The following is a 19536-nucleotide window of genomic DNA, read 5'->3' as shown; positions in this document are numbered from 1 at the left end:
AAAGTGTCGGGTCAGGAACATCTCAGGAAGTGGTGGGTGATGACGGGATCGAACCGCCGACCCTCTGCTTGTAAGGCAGATGCTCTCCCGGCTGAGCTAATCACCCGTGTGCTTCGCTGAGGTGGCGAAATTTACGCAGGTATCGATGCTAAGTCAATACCCCTGTTGAAGTTTTTTTCAAAAAGGGCAAAAAAGCGTTGTTACTTGTAGATCATCTTCTTGGTCATACCGCCGTCGACCACGAACTCCTGGCCAGTGACAAAGCCGGCATTGCGCGACAACAGCCAGGCAACCATGGCTGCCACGTCTTCTACTGTCCCTACCCTGCCCGCTGGATGCTGCGCATGGTCTGCTTCGCTCAGCGGCTCGGCACGACGCTCAGAAGGATCACGGGCATCGATCCAGCCAGGGCTGACCGCATTGACCCGGATCTCCGGCCCCAGACTCATGGCCAGGGCATGCGTGAGCGCCAGCAGGCCGCCCTTGCTCGCCGCATAGGCTTCGGTGTCGGGTTCCGATTGCGCGGCGCGGGTGGAGGCCAGATTGACGATAGCGCCACCGTGAGCGCGCAAATACGGCGCACAGTGCTTGGCCAGCAGCATCGGCCCACCAAGGTTGACCGCCAGCACCCGGTTCCAGTGCGCAAGGCTCAGGGTTTCCAGGGTGGTGTTATGCGGATCGGCGACAGCGGCATTGCACACCAGCGCGTCAAGTCGACCGAACTGACCAAGCACTTCGGCCACCGCGGTCTTGACTTGGGTTTCATCGGCAACGTCCATGCCGATGAACCAGGCATTGTCGCCGAGCACTTTGGCCGCCTTGGCGCCGCGTCCACGATCGAGATCGGTGAGCACCACCTGCCAGCCTTCGGCGATCAGCCAGGCAGCAATGCCCAAGCCGATCCCCCGTGCCGCACCGGTCACCAGGGCGACGCGGCCGTTATGGCTGCTGTCGCCCACTGACCAGTCGATCACAGCGCCGCCAGACCACGGGCCAGGTCGGCCTTGAGGTCAGCAACGTCTTCCAGGCCGACGGCAACCCGGATCAGGCTGTCGCGAATCCCAGCAGCCTCACGTTCCTGCGGCGACAGACGGCCGTGGGAGGTGGTGCCCGGGTGGGTGATGGTGGTCTTGCTGTCACCCAGGTTGGCGGTGATCGAAATCAGTCGCGTGGCATCGATGAAGCGCCAGGCGCCCTCTTTGCCGCCCTTGACCTCAAAGCTCACCACGGCGCCGAAACCACTCATCTGGCTTTTCGCCAACACGTGTTGCGGATGGCTCTGCAGCCCGGCGTAGTGAACCTTTTCAATGCCATCCTGCTGCTCCAGCCACTCGGCCAGGGCCTGCGCATTGGCACAGTGGGCGCGCATACGCAGGTTGAGCGTTTCCAGGCCCTTGAGGAAGATCCAGGCGTTGAACGGGCTCAGCGACGGCCCGGCCGTGCGCAGAAAGCCCACCACTTCCTTCATCTGCTCGCTACGCCCGGCAACCACACCGCCCATGCAACGACCCTGGCCGTCGATGAACTTGGTCGCCGAGTGCACGACGATGTCGGCACCCAGCTTCAGCGGCTGCTGCAATGCTGGGGTACTGAAACAGTTGTCGACCACCAGTTGCGCGCCCTTGGCGTGAGCAATCTCGGCAAGGGCAGCGATATCCACCAGCTCAGCGAGTGGATTGGATGGCGACTCAACGAACAGCAGCTTGGTGTTGGCCTTGATGGCCGCATCCCAACCGGCAAGGTCCACCAGTGGCACGTAGTCAACCTGCACACCGAAGCGCTTGAAGTACTTCTCGAACAGGCTGATGGTCGATCCGAACACGCTCTGCGAGACCAGCACGTGGTCCCCGGCACTGCACAGGGCCATTACCGTGGACAGGATCGCCGACATGCCGGTGGAGGTGGCCACCGCTTGCTCAGCGCCCTCCAGGGCGGCAATGCGCTCTTCGAACGCACGTACGGTGGGGTTGGTGTAGCGTGAATAGACGTTACCTGGAACCTCGCCGGCGAACCGTGCAGCGGCATCAGCCGCTGTCCGGAACACGTAGCTGGAGGTGAAGAACAGCGGATCGCTGTGCTCACCTTCCGGCGTGCGATGCTGGCCGGCGCGTACCGCCAGCGTGTCAAAAGCGACCCCTTCAAGGTCGCTGTCCAGGCGTCCGGCATCCCATTCCTGTGTCATGCCGCTGCCTCCTAAATTAATTGTTGTAGAGGTCGATGATCGCGCTGACAGCCTGGTTCTTGACCTTGGAGGCGTCGTTGCGCGCCTGCTCGATCTTGTCCAGGTAGGCCTCGTCGATGTCGCCGGTAACGTACTTGCCGTCGAACACCGCACAATCGAAATGCTCGATCTTGATCTTGCCACCGCCCACGGCCTCGATCAGGTCCGGCAGGTCCTGGTAGACCAGCCAGTCGGCACCGATCAGCTCGGCGACGTCCTCGGTGCTGCGATTGTGCGCGATCAGTTCATGGGCGCTCGGCATGTCGATGCCGTAGACGTTGGGGTAACGTACAGCCGGTGCTGCGGAGCAGAAGTAAACATTCTTCGCCCCGGCTTCGCGGGCCATCTGAATGATCTGCTTGCAGGTGGTGCCTCGCACGATGGAGTCATCCACCAGCATCACGTTTTTGCCGCGGAACTCGAGCTCGATGGCGTTGAGCTTCTGGCGCACCGACTTCTTGCGTGCAGCCTGGCCAGGCATGATGAAGGTCCGGCCGATGTAGCGGTTCTTGACGAAACCTTCGCGGAACTTGACGCCCAGGTGGTTGGCCAGCTCCAGCGCTGCGGTACGGCTAGTATCAGGAATCGGGATAACCACATCGATGTCGTGATCCGGACGCTCGCGCTGGATCTTCTCGGCCAGCTTCTCGCCCATGCGCAGGCGCGCCTTGTAGACCGAGACGCCGTCGATGATCGAATCTGGGCGTGCCAGGTAAACGTGCTCGAAGATGCACGGCGACAATTGCGGGTTGTTCGCGCACTGACGGGTGTGCAACTTGCCTTCTTCGGTGATGTACACCGCTTCGCCCGGGGCCAGGTCGCGGATCAGGGTGAAGCCAAGCACGTCCAGGGAAACGCTTTCCGAGGCGATCATGTACTCCACGCCTTCGTCGGTGTGACGCTGACCGAAGACGATGGGACGGATGCCGTTCGGGTCACGGAAACCCACGATGCCGTAGCCGGTGATCATCGCCACTACCGCATAACCACCGACGCAACGGTTGTGCACGTCAGTAACCGCAGCGAACACGTCTTCTTCGGTCGGCTGCAGCTTGCCGCGCACTGCCAACTCGTGGGCGAAGACGTTGAGCAGGACTTCAGAGTCAGAACTGGTGTTGACGTGGCGCAGGTCGGACTCGTAGATCTCCTTGGCCAATTGTTCAACGTTGGTCAGGTTGCCGTTGTGCGCCAAGGTGATGCCGTATGGCGAGTTGACGTAGAACGGCTGGGCCTCGGCTGAGGTCGAGCTGCCCGCGGTCGGGTAACGCACATGGCCAATGCCCATATGCCCGACCAGGCGCTGCATATGGCGCTGCTGGAACACATCACGGACCAGGCCGTTGTCCTTGCGCAGGAATAACCGGCCATCATGGCTGGTCACAATACCGGCAGCGTCCTGGCCGCGGTGCTGGAGGACGGTTAGCGCGTCATACAGCGCCTGATTGACGTTCGACTTACCGACGATACCGACGATGCCACACATGCGACGCAACCCCTACTTAATGAAACTGGACTGAGCAGCTCTCAAGGCGTTTTGGGCCCCAGAAGCTGATCCTTGAACGGGAGATCAGCCGGTGCGCTGATTCCGCTGGCTAGCCACTGGCTGGTGAACCCCAGAATGAGGTTTTTCGACCAGTCAGCCACCAATAGAAATTGTGGTATCAGGCGAGAATCCTGCCACCACTGATCCTGTTGTACCGGCCCCAGGCTCAACAGCCCGACAGCCACCACCACCAGCAAGGCTCCACGGGCGGCACCGAAGGCCATACCCAGGAAGCGATCGGTCCCGGACAGCCCGGTGACGCGAATCAGCTCGCCAATGAGAAAGTTGATCATGGCCCCCACCAGCAGGGTGGCGACGAAAAGAATGGCGCATCCGGCGATAACCCGGGCCGACGGCGTCTGGATATAAGATTCCAGGTACTGCGACAGCGAGCCACCGAACATCCAGGCTACCGCACCGGCAATGATCCAGGTAAGCAGCGACAAGGCCTCTTTGACGAAGCCGCGCTTGAGACTGATCAGCGAAGAAATGGCGATGATCGCGAAAATCGCCCAGTCGACCCAGGTAAATGCCACAGTGTTGCCTGCAAACGGATAAGGCGGCGCATTTTACCAGAGCAGCGGGCTGTCGGTAAGCAGTGATTTGCCGCCCGGCACTGGCCGGGCGACGAGTACTCAGCTGCGCTCGGGCTGGAAGCGCACAATGATGCCGTTGAGCTTCTGCTGACGACTGATCACATCACGCAGACGCTCGGCTTCAGCGCGCTCGATCAGCGGCCCGACATACACCCGGTTCATGCCACCGGCCGAACGGATATAGGCGTTATAGCCCTGGCTACGCAGGGTTTTCTGCAGATTGTCGGCACCGGCCCGATTGGACAAACTGGCCAATTGCACCGACCAACTGATCGGTAAGCCATTCGCGTCAATCTTGCCCGCTGCCGGCTTGGCGGCAGTGGCAACCGTCGCGGTAGGCTTTACCGTTGATGGCGGCGTCGCTGGCTTGGCCGCAACGACTGGCTCAGGGGCTGCAGTCGGGGCCGGGGCCGGCACTGCGGGTGGCGCGGGCGCAATCGGCGTGCTTGGGGTCTGGGCTGGCACCGTGGACTCGTCGACGATCACCGGCGCCTCTTCAGGCAGGGCCTGAGGCTCCGGCACCGCCACAGGCTCGACCTGCACCGGCGCCATGGTCGGCGCCGCCGGCGCTTCTGGGGCCTCAACGCGCACCTGACGCATCTCGTCTTCACGGGAAAACAGCATCGGCAAGAAAATCACCGCCAGGGCTACCAGCACCAGCGCACCAACCATCCGTTGCTTGACCACTTTATCCAGCAATGCCATTTGCCCCATCCTCCGTGGCCTGCCGATCCAGCCACTGCAGGGCTTCGCCGACACAGAAAAACGATCCGAACAGCAGGATTTCATCATCCGCCGCCGCCAACGCGCACTGGCCATCGAGGGCCTCGGCGACGCTGGAGTAAGACTTCACATCGGCACCGAGGTTCGTCAGCGCCGCCTGCAGCTCGCTCGCAGAACGACTACGCGCGGTATCCAGCGGTGCAACTGCCCACGCTTGAACCGAACCGCACAAAGGCTGCACCACCCCAGCAAGATCCTTGTCAGCCAATAGGCCGAACACCGCCAGACGCTTGCCTTGCAGCGGCCGCGCAGCCAGACGCTGGGCCAAGTACTCGGCGGCATGAGGGTTATGGCCGACATCCATGAGGATAGTCAATGCCTTGCCCTGCCAGCGGAATCTGCGGCGATCCAGACGACCGACCATCCGCGTCGACTGCAAGGCCGCGGCGATCTGCCCGGCGTCCCACGGCAAGTCCAGCAACAGATAGGCTTGCAGCGCCAGCGCAGCGTTTTCCATCGGCAGGTCGAGCAACGGCAGATTGTGCAGCTCGACCACTTGCCCGCGGCTATCAACGCCCCGCCACTGCCAGTACTGATCCGTGCTGGCGAGATCGAAATCGCGCCCACGCAAGAAGAACGGGCACGCTAGCTCGCGCGCTTTATCCAGTAATGGCTGCGGCGGATTGAGATCACCGCACAGCGCAGGCTTGCCCGGGCGGAAGATTCCGGCCTTTTCAAAGGCCACCAACTCCCGCGTATCGCCCAGGTAATCGACATGATCGACTCCGATGCTGGTAACCAGCGCTACATCGGCATCGACGATATTGACGGTATCCAGGCGCCCGCCCAGACCCACCTCAAGCACCACGGCATCCAGCGCCGACTGCTTGAACAGCCAGAACGCGGCCAAGGTGCCGGCCTCGAAGTAGGTCAGAGAAGTCTCGCCGCGGGCAGCTTCGACAGCGGCAAACGCTTCGCACAGTTGCTCATCAGCAGCGTCTTCGCCATTGATCTGCACCCGCTCGTTGTAACGCAGCAGGTGCGGCGAACTGTATACCCCGACTTTAAGCCCCTGAGCACGCAACAATGCCGCCACAAAGGCGCAGGTCGAGCCCTTGCCGTTGGTGCCGGTCACGGTAATCACCCGTGGCGCCGGCTTGTCCAACCCGAGCCTGGCCGCAACCTGTTGCGAACGCGCCAGGCCCATATCGATGGCCGAGGGGTGCAACTGCTCGAGATAGGCGAGCCAGTCGCCAAGGGTACGTTGGGTCATACGGTGGCAGGCGCCGGTGGCACGACGATCGGCTCAAGCACAGGCGCGACGAACGTCGGCGTCGGCAGGCCCATCATCTGTGCCAGCAGGTTGCCCAGGCGCTGACGCAGCTCCTGACGCGGGATGATCATGTCGATAGCGCCGTGTTCAAGGAGGAACTCACTGCGCTGGAAACCTTCTGGCAGCTTTTCACGTACGGTCTGCTCAATGACGCGAGGGCCGGCAAAGCCGATCAGGGCTTTTGGCTCACCAACGATGACGTCGCCAAGCATCGCCAGACTTGCGGAAACACCGCCGTAGACCGGATCGGTCAACACCGAGATGAACGGAATGCCTTCTTCGCGCAGACGTGCCAGCACCGCCGAGGTCTTGGCCATCTGCATCAGCGAGATCAGTGCCTCCTGCATACGCGCACCGCCAGAGGCGGAGAAGCAGACCATCGGGCAGCGATTTTCCAGGGCGTAGTTGGCCGCGCGCACGAAGCGCTCGCCAACGATGGCACCCATCGAACCACCCATGAACGAGAATTCGAAGGCGCTGACCACAATCGGCATACCCAGCAGGGTACCGCTCATGGAAATCAGGGCGTCTTTCTCACCGGTCTGCTTTTGTGCAGCGCTGAGACGATCTTTGTACTTCTTGCCATCACGGAACTTCAGGCGGTCGACCGGCTCCAGATCAGCCCCCAGCTCAGCACGGCCTTCGGCATCCAGGAAGATATCGATGCGCGCACGTGCGCCAATGCGCATGTGGTGGTTGCATTTAGGGCAGACATCCAGGGTCTTTTCCAGCTCCGGACGATACAGCACGGCTTCGCAGGACGGGCACTTGTGCCACAGCCCTTCAGGCACCGAGCTTTTCTTCACCTCGGAACGCATGATCGAAGGGATCAGTTTGTCTACTAACCAGTTGCTCATGCTTTCTTTCTCCAGTAACGGCGACCGGCAGGCGTTGGCTGCCAGGTTCGCGCGTATGCCCTTGAGCTCAATTCATGTATGACGCGATGACGGGCCGGCTCCGGCGCCCCACCTACAGCGAGGTGCCCCGATACCGCCCCATCGTCAACCTGTAAGGGCGACGCCTGCGGCGCCACCCAGTAATTTCGACCGGCCCATGGGCGCGATCCGGCAGCACCAGGCTGCGAAAGTTATGGACGATGGCGCGCGGCCAGCCGTCACATTGGCAACAGCAGACGTTATCACGCCTGCTTGACGGCCTGGATAAAGGCCTCTATCCGTGCGGCATCCTTGATGCCCTTGGCCTGCTCGACACCGCCGCTGACATCGACGGCATAGGGGTGCACCTGGGTAATGGCGGCAGCCACGTTGTCCGGCGACAAGCCCCCGGCAAGAATGATCGGCTTGCTCAGTTTTTCGGGCACCAGCGACCAGTCGAACGCCTCTCCCGTGCCCCCCGGCACACCCGCAACATAGGTATCGAGCAGAATGCCGCTAGCGTCCTTGTACAGCTTGCATGCGGCCTCGAGGTCATCGCCTGGGCGCACCCGCAACGCTTTGATCCATGGTCGGTTATGACCGGCGCAATCGGCCGGGGTTTCATCGCCATGAAACTGCAGCAGGTCCAGCGGCACCGCTTCGAGAATGTCGCTCAGCTCGCAGCGGCTGGCATTGACGAACAGGCCCACGGTGGTCACAAACGGCGGCAAGGCGGCAATGATTGCCCGCGCCTGCTGCACGCCGACCGCCCGCGGACTCTTGGCATAGAACACCAGACCAATGGCGTCAGCGCCCGCCTCTGCCGCAGCCAAGGCATCCTCGATGCGCGTAATACCACAGATTTTGCTGCGAACGGCGCTCATGCCCGGTGAACCTCGGCTGATCTGGAAAGCCCCGGATGTTAGCAAATGCCTTGTGGATCGTCAGCCGTCAGCGACTCGTAACCGGTAAGAAAGTGTGGACCTATGTAACGCTCGGGCAAGGCGAACTCATCGTGGTACTCCACCTGCACCAGGTACAAACCAAACGGATGGGCGGTGACGCCACCGGTACGCCGCTCACGGCTTTCCAGCACTTCTCGAGCCCACTCCACCGGACGCTCACCAGCGCCGATGGTCATCAATACCCCGGCGATATTGCGCACCATATGGTGCAGGAAGGCACTGGCGCGGATATCCAGAACAATCATCTTGCCGTGGCGAGTCACCCGCAGGTGATGGATATTCTTGATCGGCGACTTGGCCTGGCACTGCCCAGCGCGAAAGGCACTGAAGTCATGGGTACCCACCAGATACTCGGCGGCCAGGGCCATGCGCTCAACGTCCAGTGGCCGGTGATTCCAGGTGACTTCCTGGCCCATGTGCGCCGGGCGGATCTGGTCGTTGTAGATCACGTAGCGGTAGCGCCGGGCGATGGCCTTGAAGCGAGCATGGAAGTTCGCCGGCATCTCTTTAGCCCAGGACACGCTGATGTCGTGTGGCAAATTGATGTTGGCGCCCATGGTCCACGCCTTCATGCTGCGCACCACCTGGGTATCAAAATGCACCACCTGACCACAGGCATGCACGCCAGCGTCAGTACGCCCGGCGCAGAGCAGGGTCACGGGCGAGTCGGCAACTTTGGACAACGCCTCTTCGAGGGTCTGTTGGACGCTCGGTACGCCATCAGCCTGGCGCTGCCAGCCGCGGTAGCGCGAGCCTTTGTATTCCACGCCCAGAGCGATGCGAAAGAAGCCTTCGGCCGCCGATTCGGCAACCGTGTTATCAATGATTTCCAAGAAGATACAGCCTGTCGATTTAGCAGATGGCGGGAATTATAACGACAACGGCAGCCACCAGGGCTGCCGTCGGACGTACAAGGGCAGGCCTCAGACCAGACGCGAGAGCATCTCGTCGGCTTCCTGCTTCTGGGCATCGCTGCCCTCCTTGCGCACTTCGTCGAGGATATCGCGTGCACCGTCATGGTCACCCATGTCGATGTAGGCACGGGCCAGGTCGAGCTTGGTCGCAGCCTCATCGGCACCGCCCAGGTAGTCGAACTCCAGATCATCACCAAGGTCGTCGCTCAAGGCGTCTTCAGCGGTGAAGTGCGGTTCGATCGACGGTTGCTCCAGGCTCTGTGACAACTTGTCGAGTTCGGCATTGACGTCATCCAGCTCGGAAGCAAAGCTCTTGGCTGCATCGGAGTCATCTTCCAGCGACAGCGACAGATCGAAGTCTTCCGGCAGCTCCAACTCGCTCAACGGATCGAACTCCGGCATGGTTTCGTCGAAAGCCGCAAGCTCGGCAGCGATATCGATCGGCTCGATGACCGGCAGTTCAGCCAGTTGATCGCCCGCGACATCGAGATCGAAATCAGACAAGTCATCGAGCGCTTCAGGCGCACGCTCAACAGGCTGTTCGGCGGCCACTTCAGCCTCTGGCTCCACAGCCGGTACCTCAGCCACAGGCTCGGGCGCTAGCTCCAGTTCGATCTCAGGTGCGGACTCACCAAGCTCCAACGGTGCTTCCAGATTCAGATCTTGCAGATCATCGTCAAGGCTCAGATCGAACGCACTGTCCAGCTCATCGTCAGCAAGCGGCTCCGCCTCTGGCGCCGACTCCAGTTCCGCAGTGGGTTCTGGTTCTGACTCAGGTTGCACCTCGGTCTCGACCTGCGGCTCAGGTTCAGGTTGCACTTGAGGTTCAACCTGCGGCTCATCCTGCAACAATGCCTGGACGTACTGGGCATCCATTTCTGCCGCCAGGGCAGCGGCACCGATACCGCCCGCCGCCAATGCCATCATGGCCGGAAAACGGCTCTTGAGGGCCTCGACGTCAGCATGGTTCTGACCCGTAGCGATCAATTGGCGTTCATGGCCGACAAAGGCGTCACGATCACCTTGGCGCGCATAGACTTCCATCAGCTTCAGACGCAGATCACTACGCTCCGGCGCCGCAGCCACTGCCGGCTCCAGCAGCTCAGCGGCATGGTTCAGGCGACCACGGGCAATGCTCAGCTCCACTTCGTTGAGCAGCGCATCGGCGCTTGGCGCTGGCGCTGTATCCGCGGCGGGTGCCACCAGCGGAGCAGCCATTGGCTGCGGCTGGGTAGGCGCTGGCTCAAGCGGCTTGGCGGCGGCTGACTTGCTTTGCTCAGCAGGTGCTTCAGCAGCGCTGGCAGCGGCGGCCGAGGCTGCTACAACCGCCGGCGCCAAGGTGACGCTCGGCGCCGGCATTTCCAGGCCCTCGAAGCTGCTCGGTGGCAGGTCGAGGTCCGGGCTGCGATCACTCTCTTCGGCCAGTGCGCGAGCCATGCGCAGGTGCTTTTCCGCTTCCTGGTCAGCCTTGCGCTTGCGCGCCAGCAACAACAGTAACAACAGGAGTACTAGCAATGCCGAGGCGGCAATCAGCGCCAGCAACAGCGGGCTGCCAAGCAGGTCATCGAGCATCTTGCTGGAACCGCCTGCAGTCGCAGGCTCAGCGCCAGGCGCCTTGTTGTCCAGCGGCGCGGTATCGACGGCCGCAGGCGCCGGCGTCACCACCGGTTCGCTCGGCGCAGGCTGCAGCTCGGCAGAAATGCTCGACTGCTCAGGCGTCTGACCTGCGGCACCCTGGGCTTCGAGCCGGGCCAATTGATCGTTCTTCAGTGCAATCAAACGCTCCAGCTTGTCCAGCTGGCTCTGCAGATCGCTCATACGGCTTTTCAGTTCGGCATTGTCACGCCGCGTGGTATCGAGGCTTTCCTGGGCGAGCGCGAGCTTATCGCTGACTGCCTTGCCGTCACCGGCGGCAGTTTTGCTGCTGGGCGCCACCAGGCGCAGATTGTCCTGATTGGCGATCTGTGCTGGCGTAGCCTCGGTACCCGTGCGACGCGTGGCGTCCAACTGTCGGGCACGCGGTCCCAGGCGCCGGCCTTGACGCCAGGCGGCGTACTGCTCGGCAACCTCCGTCACCGCTTCGCCTTGGGGAATGCTCATGACCTGCTGCTGATCGGGAAAGCGCAAAACCTGACCGGTTTTCAGCAGGTTGATGTTGCCGTTGATAAAGGCATCAGGGTTCAGCGCCTGGATGGCCAGCATCGCCTGCTGCACCGAACCGCCCTGACGGGCCTTCGAGGCAATCTCCCAAAGCGTGTCACGGCGTACCGTGGTGTAGTTGGCTGGCGCGCTGACTGCCGGCGCAATTGCCGCTTGCGGCTTGGCACCCGGCAGTGCGGCCTGATTGACCAGCACACTGTAGTCACGCAACAGTCGCCCGCTAGGCCACATCACCTGCACCATGAACTTGACCATCGGCGCGGGCAGCGGCTGGCTCGAGGTCACTCGCAATACGCTTTTGCCGTTGGGATTGATCACCGGCGTGAACGTCAGGTCGTTCAAGTAGGCCTGGCGCTCAATGCCAGCCTTGGCGAACTCTTCAGCAGGTGCCAGGCTCGGCGCCACTTCCGCTGCGGTAAGATCGCGCACATCGAGCAGTTCGATCTCAGCATCCAGCGGCTGGTTCTGCGCCGACTTCAGCGTCAACTCGCCCAAACCAAGGGCATGCGCCATACCGGACGACAGCGCCGACGCCGCGGCTATTGCTAAGACCAGTTTGCGAATTCGAAGCATGACCTCTTCCTTTGAAAGAACCGTCCCCGGCAACCGAGCAATATCACGGTAAAAATTAGTTGCAAGTATCTTTTACACAACATGTTTTATCAACAATTGCGCCACCTGCACGGCATTCAACGCCGCACCTTTGCGCACATTGTCGGTGGTCAACCAGAGGTTGAGCTGCTCGGCTTCGTCGATTCCGCCGCGCACCCGTCCAACATAGACCACGTCTTGTCCGACCGCGTCACCGACCGGCGTCGGATAATCGCCCTCCTCGACCAGTTCGATGCTGTCAGCAGCTTCCAGCGCAGCATTGACTGCTGCCAGGTCGATCGGTTCACGGCTTTGTACCGATACACTGTAGCTATCGCCGAAAAACACCGGGACTTGAATGCAGCTGACGGAAATCTTCAGGGCAGGCAAGTCCAAAACCTCGCGCAACTCGCTGACCAAACGACGCTCGAGCGCACCGTGGCCTTCTGCATCATTGGCGCCCACTTGAGCCAACAGGTTGAACGCCATCTGCCGGTCGAAAAAGCGTGGCTCCAGCGGACGAGCATTGAGCAACTCGGCCGTTTGCCGGGCCAGCTCATTGACAGCTTCGCGACCTTGGGCCGAGACCGCCAGACACGCGGTGACGTTGACCCGTTCAATGTCGAGTAGACCTTTAAGGGGGGCCAGGGCAACTGCCAGGGCAACGGCGGCGGCGCTTGGACTGCTGACTTGCAGCGGCGTGGGCAGATTGTCCAGACGTGCTGCATTGGCCTCGGGCACCAGGGCGGGCGCTTGCTCGGCGGGCAAACCGCCAGAAAGATCGATCACTGTGCAGCCAGCGGCTTGGGCTCGCGGGGCAAAACTGCGGGTAACGGCGGGGCCCGCAGCGAAAAACACCAGTTTTACCTTACTGAAGTCGAAGCTGTCGACTTCGCGTACACGCAGGCTTTTGCTACGGAACATCACGCCACTGCCAGCTGACTCATTGCTGGCCAGCAGGTGAAGGGTACCCACCGGAAAGTCCTGTTCCTCGAGAATCTGCACAAGGGTTTCACCGACAGTACCGGTGGCACCGATCACGGCGATATCAATAGGCTGGCTCATAGGGGGAAAATCCTCTGCTGGAACGGCGGGAGCGGCACTTTACTTGGATTTCGCCTTACAGTCTTGTGTACCGCCCATCGCTGGCAAAGCCAGCTCCCAAAAATATTGTATACACCCCCTGTGGGAGCCGGCCTTGTCGGCGATCGAGCGCACAGCGCCCCTGTGCAAACAAAAAAGCCCGCGCTGTTTCCAGCGCGGGCTTTCGCTCATCTCACTGCAGCAATCAACGCTCCAGCAGAATCCGCAGCATGCGACGCAGCGGTTCGGCCGCGCCCCACAGCAGCTGGTCGCCAACGGTAAAGGCACCCAGGTACTGCGAACCCATGTTCAGCTTGCGCAGACGACCTACCGGAATATTCAGGGTACCGGTGACGTTGGTCGGGCTCAGCTCCTGCATGCTGATCTCGCGCTGGTTTGGCACCAGTTTTACCCACGGGTTGTGCTGGCTGATCATGCCTTCGATATCGGCGATCGGCACATCTTTGTTCAGCTTGATGGTCAGCGCCTGGCTGTGGCAACGCATGGCGCCGATGCGCACGCAAATGCCGTCGACCGGGATCGGGCTCTTGAAGCGACCCAGAATCTTGTTGGTCTCGGCCTGGGCCTTCCACTCTTCACGGCTCTGGCCGTTAGGCAGCTCTTTGTCGATCCAAGGGATCAGGCTGCCCGCCAGCGGTACACCGAAGTTTTCGGTCGGATAGGCTTCGCTGCGCATGGCCTCGGCAACCTTGCGGTCGATGTCGAGGATGGCGCTGGCCGGGTTGGCCAAGTCATCGGCCACGGCGGCGTGAGTAGCGCCCATCTGACGGATCAGTTCGCGCATGTTCTGGGCGCCAGCGCCGGAAGCGGCCTGATAGGTCATGGCGCTCATCCACTCGACCAGACCCGCTTCAAACAGGCCACCCAGGCCCATCAGCATCAAGCTGACGGTGCAATTGCCGCCGATGTAATTCTTGGTGCCCGCATCCAGCTGCTGGTCGATCACCTTGCGGTTAACCGGGTCCAGGACGATCACCGCGTCATCCTGCATACGCAGGCTGGAGGCGGCGTCGATCCAGTAGCCTTGCCAGCCGGCTTCGCGCAGCTTTGGGAAGACTTCGTTGGTGTAGTCGCCACCCTGACAGGTCAGGATCACATCGAGGGTCTTGAGCTCTTCAATGCTGTAAGCGTCTTTAAGTGGAGCAATATCCTTGCCCACTGCCGGACCCTGGCCACCTACGTTGGAGGTGGTGAAGAACACCGGCTCGATGAGATCGAAATCCTGCTCTTCCAGCATCCGCTGCATGAGCACGGAACCGACCATACCGCGCCAACCGATCAGACCTACACGTTTCATCGCAACTACACCTTTGCTAAAAAGTGGGCCGCTGCTTCACAAGGAAAAACAGCAGCGGGCCCGAGAGATTACAGATTCCGCAGCGCTGCGACTACTGCGTCGCCCATTTCCTGCGTACCTACCTTGCTGCAACCGGCCGACCAGATGTCGCCCGTGCGCAGCCCCTTATCCAGCACCAGGCTGACGGCCTTTTCAATAGCTTCGGCTGCCGCCTGTTGATTGAAGCTGTAACGCAGCATCATCGACACCGACAAAATGGTTGCCAGCGGGTTGGCAATGCCCTGCCCGGCGATGTCTGGCGCAGAGCCGTGGCACGGCTCGTACATGCCTTTGTTGTTGGCATCCAGGGACGCTGACGGCAGCATGCCAATGGAGCCGGTGAGCATGGAAGCTTCATCCGACAGGATGTCGCCAAACATGTTATCGGTGACCATTACGTCAAACTGCTTGGGTGCCCGCACCAGTTGCATGGCGGCGTTGTCGACGTACATGTGGCTGAGTTCTACGTCCGGGTAGTCCTTGGCCACGTCTTCGACGATTTCACGCCACAGCTGGCTGGAGGCCAGAACGTTGGCCTTGTCCACCGAGCAGAGCTTCTTGCCGCGCACACGGGCCATGTCGAAACCGACCCGGGCAATACGACGGATTTCGCTCTCGCTGTACGGCAGGGTGTCGTAGGCCTGACGCTCGCCGCCTTCAAGTTCGCGGGTGCCACGCGGCGCACCAAAGTAGATGCCGCCCGTCAGCTCACGGACGATGAGAATATCCAGGCCAGACACGATTTCTGGCTTGAGCGAGGAGGCATCGGCCAATTGCGGGTAGAGGATCGCCGGACGCAGGTTGGCAAACAGACCCAGTTGCGAACGGATTTTCAGCAGTCCGCGCTCCGGACGAATGTCACGTTCGATCTTGTCCCACTTCGGTCCACCCACAGCACCGAGCAGCACCGCATCGGCCTGACGCGCACGTTCCAGGGTCTCGTCGGCCAGCGGCACGCCGTGCTTGTCGATGGCTGCGCCACCGATGACATCGTGACTCAGGCTGAAGCCGAGCTGGAACTTGTCGTTGGCCAGCTCCAGCACCTTGACCGCCTCGGCCATGATTTCCGGACCAATACCATCACCTGGGAGAATCAGAATCTGCTTGCTCATGGGTTCCTCTTATTCGAATCAAGTGACACGCCGCACCGGCCTGCCGGAAAAAACACTCAGCGTTCGGCCCAGAGCACCAGAACATCGGTGCTGAACGAGCCGTCGGCTTCAATCTGGTAATACTGCCGTACTTCTTCGCCCATCGCCTGCTGCAAATGGCGTATGGCGCCGCGCATCACGTCTGGGGTACGCATGCGCTCAACCCAGGAGCTGTATTCAAGGCGCAGGCGCTGACGTGTGTGACTACGGCTGAACAGCCCGGCTTCACTGACTTGCTGCAACCACTCGGCCGCCGAATAGTCGCGCACATGACTGGTGTCGCGCAGCACTTCGACGCTTTGCAAGTAGGTGTCGAGCAACGCGCTACCCGGCGACATTACATCGATGAAGGCCGCGACGCCGCCCGGCTTGAGCACCCGCCGCACTTCACGCAGGGCCAGGCCCAGGTCACTCCAGTGATGCGCCGAATAACGGCTGAAGACGTAATCGAACGTAGCATCGGCGAATGGCAGGCGCTCGGCGGCACCGCGTTCGGTGACGATATTTTCAAAGTGACGCTCAGCAGCGGTGGCAGCCACCACGTCGAGCATCTGCTGCGACAGGTCGTAAGCCACCACTTCACGCACCAAGGGCGCGATATGAAAACTCACATGGCCGGCGCCACAGCCAAGATCCAGCACTCGCGCCCGCCCCTGCCCGGCCAGCTCAGCCTGGAGCAACGCGAATTCGCTGCCCTGGGCGTGGACAGCACTGCTCAGGTAGGCACTGGCCTGCTCGCCGAACTGGCGTTGGACGACGTCTTTATGCGTGGTGCTGGTCATGAGATCTCCTTGGCCCTCATCGCTGGCAATGCCAGCTCCCACACAGCTTGTGCTGTGGGAGCTGACGTTGCCGGCGATGGCATCAGCCGGTTCAACGCATTAGTCAGACGTCACGAAACAACCAAGGCTGACTCGCCCGGTGTTTGGCTTCGAAAGTGGCAATCGCATCGCTGTCCTGCAAGGTCAGGCCGATGTCATCCAGGCCATTGAGCAAGCAGTGTTTGCGAAACGCATCGATCTCGAAACTCAGGACCTTGCCATCTGGGCGGGTTACGGTTTGGGCCTGCAGGTCGATGGTCAGCTGATAGCCAGGGTCGGCTTCAACTTGTTTGAACAGCTCATCGACCTCTTCGTCGCTGAGGATGATCGGCAACAAGCCGTTCTTGAAGCTGTTGTTGAAGAAAATATCGGCGTAACTCGGCGCAATGATGCTGCGAAAGCCATATTCCTCAAGGGCCCAAGGCGCATGCTCACGGCTCGAGCCGCAACCGAAGTTCTCGCGGGCGAGCAGCACGCTGGCACCTTGATAACGCGCGTGGTTCAAGACGAAGTCCGGGTTCTGCGGGCGCTTGCTGTTGTCCTGGTAGGGTTGACCGACATCCAGGTAACGCCACTCATCGAACAGGTTAGGGCCAAAGCCGGTGCGTTTGATCGACTTCAAGAACTGCTTGGGAATGATCTGGTCAGTGTCGACGTTGGCACGGTCCAACGGCGCGACGAGACCAGTGTGCTGGGTAAAGGCTTTCATGCTGCGCTCCCTTGAATCAACTCACGTACGTCGACAAAACGACCGGTTACAGCGGCGGCGGCGGCCATCGCCGGACTCACCAGGTGGGTACGGCCGCCAGCACCCTGACGGCCTTCGAAGTTGCGGTTGGAGGTGGACGCGCAATGCTCGCCACTCTCCAGGCGGTCGGGGTTCATCGCCAGGCACATGGAGCAGCCCGGCTCACGCCATTCGAAACCGGCTTCAAGGAAAATCTTGTCCAGACCTTCTTTTTCCGCCTGCGCTTTGACCAGCCCGGAGCCCGGCACCACGATGGCTTGCTTGATAGTCGAAGCGACCTTGCGCCCCTTGGCAATCTCGGCGGCGGCGCGCAAGTCTTCGATCCGCGAGTTGGTGCACGAACCAATGAATACCCGGTCGAGCTGGATGTCAGTGATCGCCTGGTTGGCGCTCAAGCCCATGTACTTCAAGGCGCGCTCGATGGAACCGCGCTTGACCAGATCAGCTTCTGCAGCCGGATCCGGTACGCGCTGGTCAACCGCCAGGACCATTTCCGGCGAAGTGCCCCAGCTGACTTGCGGCTTGATCTGCGCAGCGTCCAACTCGATTACCGTGTCGAACACGGCATCCGCGTCGGACACCAGGTCGTTCCAGGCTGCGACAGCCATGTCCCACTGCTCGCCTTTGGGCGCATACGGGCGACCTTTAACGTAAGCAATGGTCTTTTCATCGGTTGCCACCAGGCCCACCCGGGCACCGGCCTCGATAGACATGTTGCAGATGGTCATACGGCCTTCAACAGACAGGTCACGAATCGCGCTACCGGCGAACTCCATAGCGTGGCCGTTACCACCGGCAGTGCCGATCTTGCCAATCACAGCCAGAACGATGTCCTTGGCAGTAACGCCAAACGACAATTGCCCTTCGACCCGTACCAGCATGTTTTTCATTTTCTTCGCCACCAGGCACTGGGTTGCGAGCACGTGCTCCACTTCCGAGGTACCGATGCCATGTGCCAAGGCACCAAACGCACCGTGGGTGGAGGTGTGCGAGTCGCCGCAGACTACCGTCATGCCGGGCAAGGTTGCGCCCTGTTCTGGGCCGATGACGTGGACGATGCCCTGACGCACGTCATTCATCTTGAATTCGGTAATGCCATACTCGTCGCAGTTTTCATCGAGGGTCTGGACCTGCAAACGCGAGACCTGATCGACAATGGCGTCGATACCCCCCTTACGCTCGGGTGTGGTCGGCACGTTGTGGTCAGGGGTGGCGATGTTGGCATCGATGCGCCAGGGTTTGCGATTGGCCAGGCGCAGGCCTTCGAAGGCCTGCGGCGACGTCACTTCATGAATGATATGACGATCGATATAGATCAGCGCCGAACCATCGTCGCGCTGTTTGACCAAATGCGAATCCCAGAGCTTGTCGTAGAGCGTTTTGCCGGCCATCAGACTTTCCTCATCAGCGTCTTTCTATGCCAATAACCACTTGGCTTGTACGGACGATGCTATGACGGTAGATTGAATAACTCAAATTCATAATTTTTATGCTTTGGATAACCGAAAGGAATACTTGAGCCGTGGACCTGGCTAATCTCAACGCCTTTATCGCCGTGGCTGAAACCGGCAGCTTTTCGGGGGCCGGTGAACGCCTGTTCCTGACCCAGCCAGCCATCAGCAAACGCATTGCCGGACTTGAGCAGCAACTGGATGTGCGCCTGTTTGATCGCCTTGGGCGCGAGATCAATCTCACCGAAGCCGGACGTGCGCTGCTACCGCGCGCCTACCAGATCATCAATGTCCTGGATGATACGCGCAGAGCCTTGACCAATCTCACCGGTAAAGTGACCGGTCGCCTGACCCTCGCTACCAGCCACCATATCGGCCTACACCGTTTGCCTCCGGTTTTACGCGCCTTCACTCGCCAATACCCGGCAGTGGCACTGGATATTCAGTTTCTCGATTCGGAAGCAGCCTACGACGAAATACTCCATGGTCGCGCAGAGATCGCCGTGATCACCCTCGCCCCCGAACCGCACTCGCTGATTCGCGCGGTACCGGTGTGGGACGACCTGCTGGATTTCGTCGCCTCCCCAGAGCACCCCTTGGCGCGCAATGGGGCCGTCAGCCTCGCCGATATTGCCCATCATCCAGCGGTTTTCCCCGGCGGAAATACGTTTACACACCATATTGTCCAGCGTTTGTTCGAAGCCCAAGGACTGACACCAAACATCGCCATGAGTACCAACTACCTGGAAACCATCAAGATGATGGTTTCCATCGGCCTGGCATGGAGCGTGCTACCGCGGACTATGCTCGACGAGCAGGTTGCGCCTATCGCTTTGCCGGGCATACAGCTGTCACGCCAGCTAGGCTACATTCTGCACACCGAGCGAACGTTATCGAATGCAGCCAAGGCCTTTATGGCACTGCTCGACAGCCACGCAGGCAGCCCTGAGCCTATGAGGTAAAACCCGGCCAGTACAATTCTCAAGGACGCGTCACCGCCAAAG

The 19536-nt window shown here is 60.8% G+C and carries 17 protein-coding genes and 1 tRNA gene; 1 reads left to right on the top strand and 17 read right to left on the bottom strand.

What is annotated here, in order from left to right; translation table 11 throughout:
• Positions 1–30: 30 nt before the first annotated feature.
• The 17 genes from CX511_RS08380 to leuC all read right to left on the bottom strand — a co-directional run bounded on the left by CX511_RS08380 (position 31) and on the right by leuC (position 18472).
• Positions 31–106, bottom strand: a tRNA-Val gene (locus CX511_RS08380).
• 94 nt (positions 107–200) lie between these two features.
• The gene (locus CX511_RS08375) at positions 201–959 is read right to left on the bottom strand and encodes an SDR family oxidoreductase (RefSeq protein ID WP_177327814.1); all 759 of its coding nucleotides are present in this window, start codon (positions 957–959) and stop codon (positions 201–203) included.
• A gap of 11 nt (positions 960–970) precedes the next feature.
• Positions 971–2182 (bottom strand): O-succinylhomoserine sulfhydrylase, encoded by a 1212-nt coding sequence (locus CX511_RS08370; RefSeq protein ID WP_045187249.1) that lies wholly within the window; start codon positions 2180–2182, stop codon positions 971–973.
• A gap of 16 nt (positions 2183–2198) precedes the next feature.
• Positions 2199–3704 carry an amidophosphoribosyltransferase gene (gene purF, locus CX511_RS08365; RefSeq protein WP_045187247.1) on the bottom strand — a complete coding sequence of 502 codons (1506 nt, stop codon included), beginning with the start codon at positions 3702–3704 and terminating at the stop codon, positions 2199–2201.
• A 41-nt stretch (positions 3705–3745) separates the two neighbouring features.
• Positions 3746–4300 carry a CvpA family protein gene (locus CX511_RS08360; RefSeq protein WP_045187244.1) on the bottom strand — a complete coding sequence of 185 codons (555 nt, stop codon included), beginning with the start codon at positions 4298–4300 and terminating at the stop codon, positions 3746–3748.
• A gap of 99 nt (positions 4301–4399) precedes the next feature.
• Positions 4400–5065 (bottom strand): SPOR domain-containing protein, encoded by a 666-nt coding sequence (locus CX511_RS08355; protein ID WP_045187242.1) that lies wholly within the window; start codon positions 5063–5065, stop codon positions 4400–4402.
• Positions 5049–6356: a bifunctional tetrahydrofolate synthase/dihydrofolate synthase gene (gene folC / locus CX511_RS08350; RefSeq protein WP_101291966.1), complete on the bottom strand. Its 1308-nt coding sequence runs from the start codon at positions 6354–6356 to the stop codon at positions 5049–5051. Before folC ends, CX511_RS08355 begins: the two co-directional genes overlap by 17 nt.
• The gene (gene accD / locus CX511_RS08345; protein WP_045187237.1) at positions 6353–7273 is read right to left on the bottom strand and encodes an acetyl-CoA carboxylase, carboxyltransferase subunit beta; all 921 of its coding nucleotides are present in this window, start codon (positions 7271–7273) and stop codon (positions 6353–6355) included. The genes folC and accD overlap by 4 nt, the downstream gene beginning before the upstream one ends.
• Before the next feature lie 281 nt (positions 7274–7554).
• Positions 7555–8175, bottom strand: a complete 621-nt coding sequence (locus CX511_RS08340) for a phosphoribosylanthranilate isomerase (RefSeq protein WP_101291965.1) — start codon at positions 8173–8175, stop codon at positions 7555–7557.
• Positions 8176–8213: 38 nt separating this feature from the next.
• Positions 8214–9089, bottom strand: a complete 876-nt coding sequence (truA, locus tag CX511_RS08335) for a tRNA pseudouridine(38-40) synthase TruA (protein ID WP_101291964.1) — start codon at positions 9087–9089, stop codon at positions 8214–8216.
• Between the two features lie 90 nt (positions 9090–9179).
• Positions 9180–11903 (bottom strand): FimV/HubP family polar landmark protein, encoded by a 2724-nt coding sequence (locus tag CX511_RS08330; protein WP_101291963.1) that lies wholly within the window; start codon positions 11901–11903, stop codon positions 9180–9182.
• Between the two features lie 72 nt (positions 11904–11975).
• Positions 11976–12986 (bottom strand): aspartate-semialdehyde dehydrogenase, encoded by a 1011-nt coding sequence (locus CX511_RS08325; RefSeq protein ID WP_045187229.1) that lies wholly within the window; start codon positions 12984–12986, stop codon positions 11976–11978.
• Between the two features lie 223 nt (positions 12987–13209).
• Positions 13210–14322, bottom strand: a complete 1113-nt coding sequence (asd, locus tag CX511_RS08320; protein ID WP_010223256.1) for an aspartate-semialdehyde dehydrogenase — start codon at positions 14320–14322, stop codon at positions 13210–13212.
• A 68-nt stretch (positions 14323–14390) separates the two neighbouring features.
• Entirely contained in the window at positions 14391–15473 is a 1083-nt protein-coding gene (gene leuB / locus CX511_RS08315; protein WP_045187227.1) for a 3-isopropylmalate dehydrogenase, read from the bottom strand.
• A 56-nt stretch (positions 15474–15529) separates the two neighbouring features.
• Positions 15530–16294, bottom strand: a complete 765-nt coding sequence (locus tag CX511_RS08310) for a class I SAM-dependent methyltransferase (RefSeq protein WP_101291962.1) — start codon at positions 16292–16294, stop codon at positions 15530–15532.
• Between the two features lie 103 nt (positions 16295–16397).
• Positions 16398–17042 (bottom strand): 3-isopropylmalate dehydratase small subunit, encoded by a 645-nt coding sequence (gene leuD, locus CX511_RS08305; protein WP_045187222.1) that lies wholly within the window; start codon positions 17040–17042, stop codon positions 16398–16400.
• Positions 17039–18472 (bottom strand): 3-isopropylmalate dehydratase large subunit, encoded by a 1434-nt coding sequence (gene leuC / locus CX511_RS08300; protein ID WP_101291961.1) that lies wholly within the window; start codon positions 18470–18472, stop codon positions 17039–17041. Before leuC ends, leuD begins: the two co-directional genes overlap by 4 nt.
• A gap of 131 nt (positions 18473–18603) precedes the next feature.
• On the opposite strand from leuC, the gene CX511_RS08295 reads away from it, so the two are divergent.
• Positions 18604–19494, top strand: a complete 891-nt coding sequence (locus CX511_RS08295; RefSeq protein ID WP_045187217.1) for a LysR family transcriptional regulator — start codon at positions 18604–18606, stop codon at positions 19492–19494.
• Positions 19495–19536: the final 42 nt, after the last annotated feature.

The organism is Pseudomonas sp. S06B 330, assembly GCF_002845275.2.
Lineage (GTDB): Bacteria > Pseudomonadota > Gammaproteobacteria > Pseudomonadales > Pseudomonadaceae > Aquipseudomonas.
This window is presented reverse-complemented; position numbering and strand designations above follow the sequence as displayed.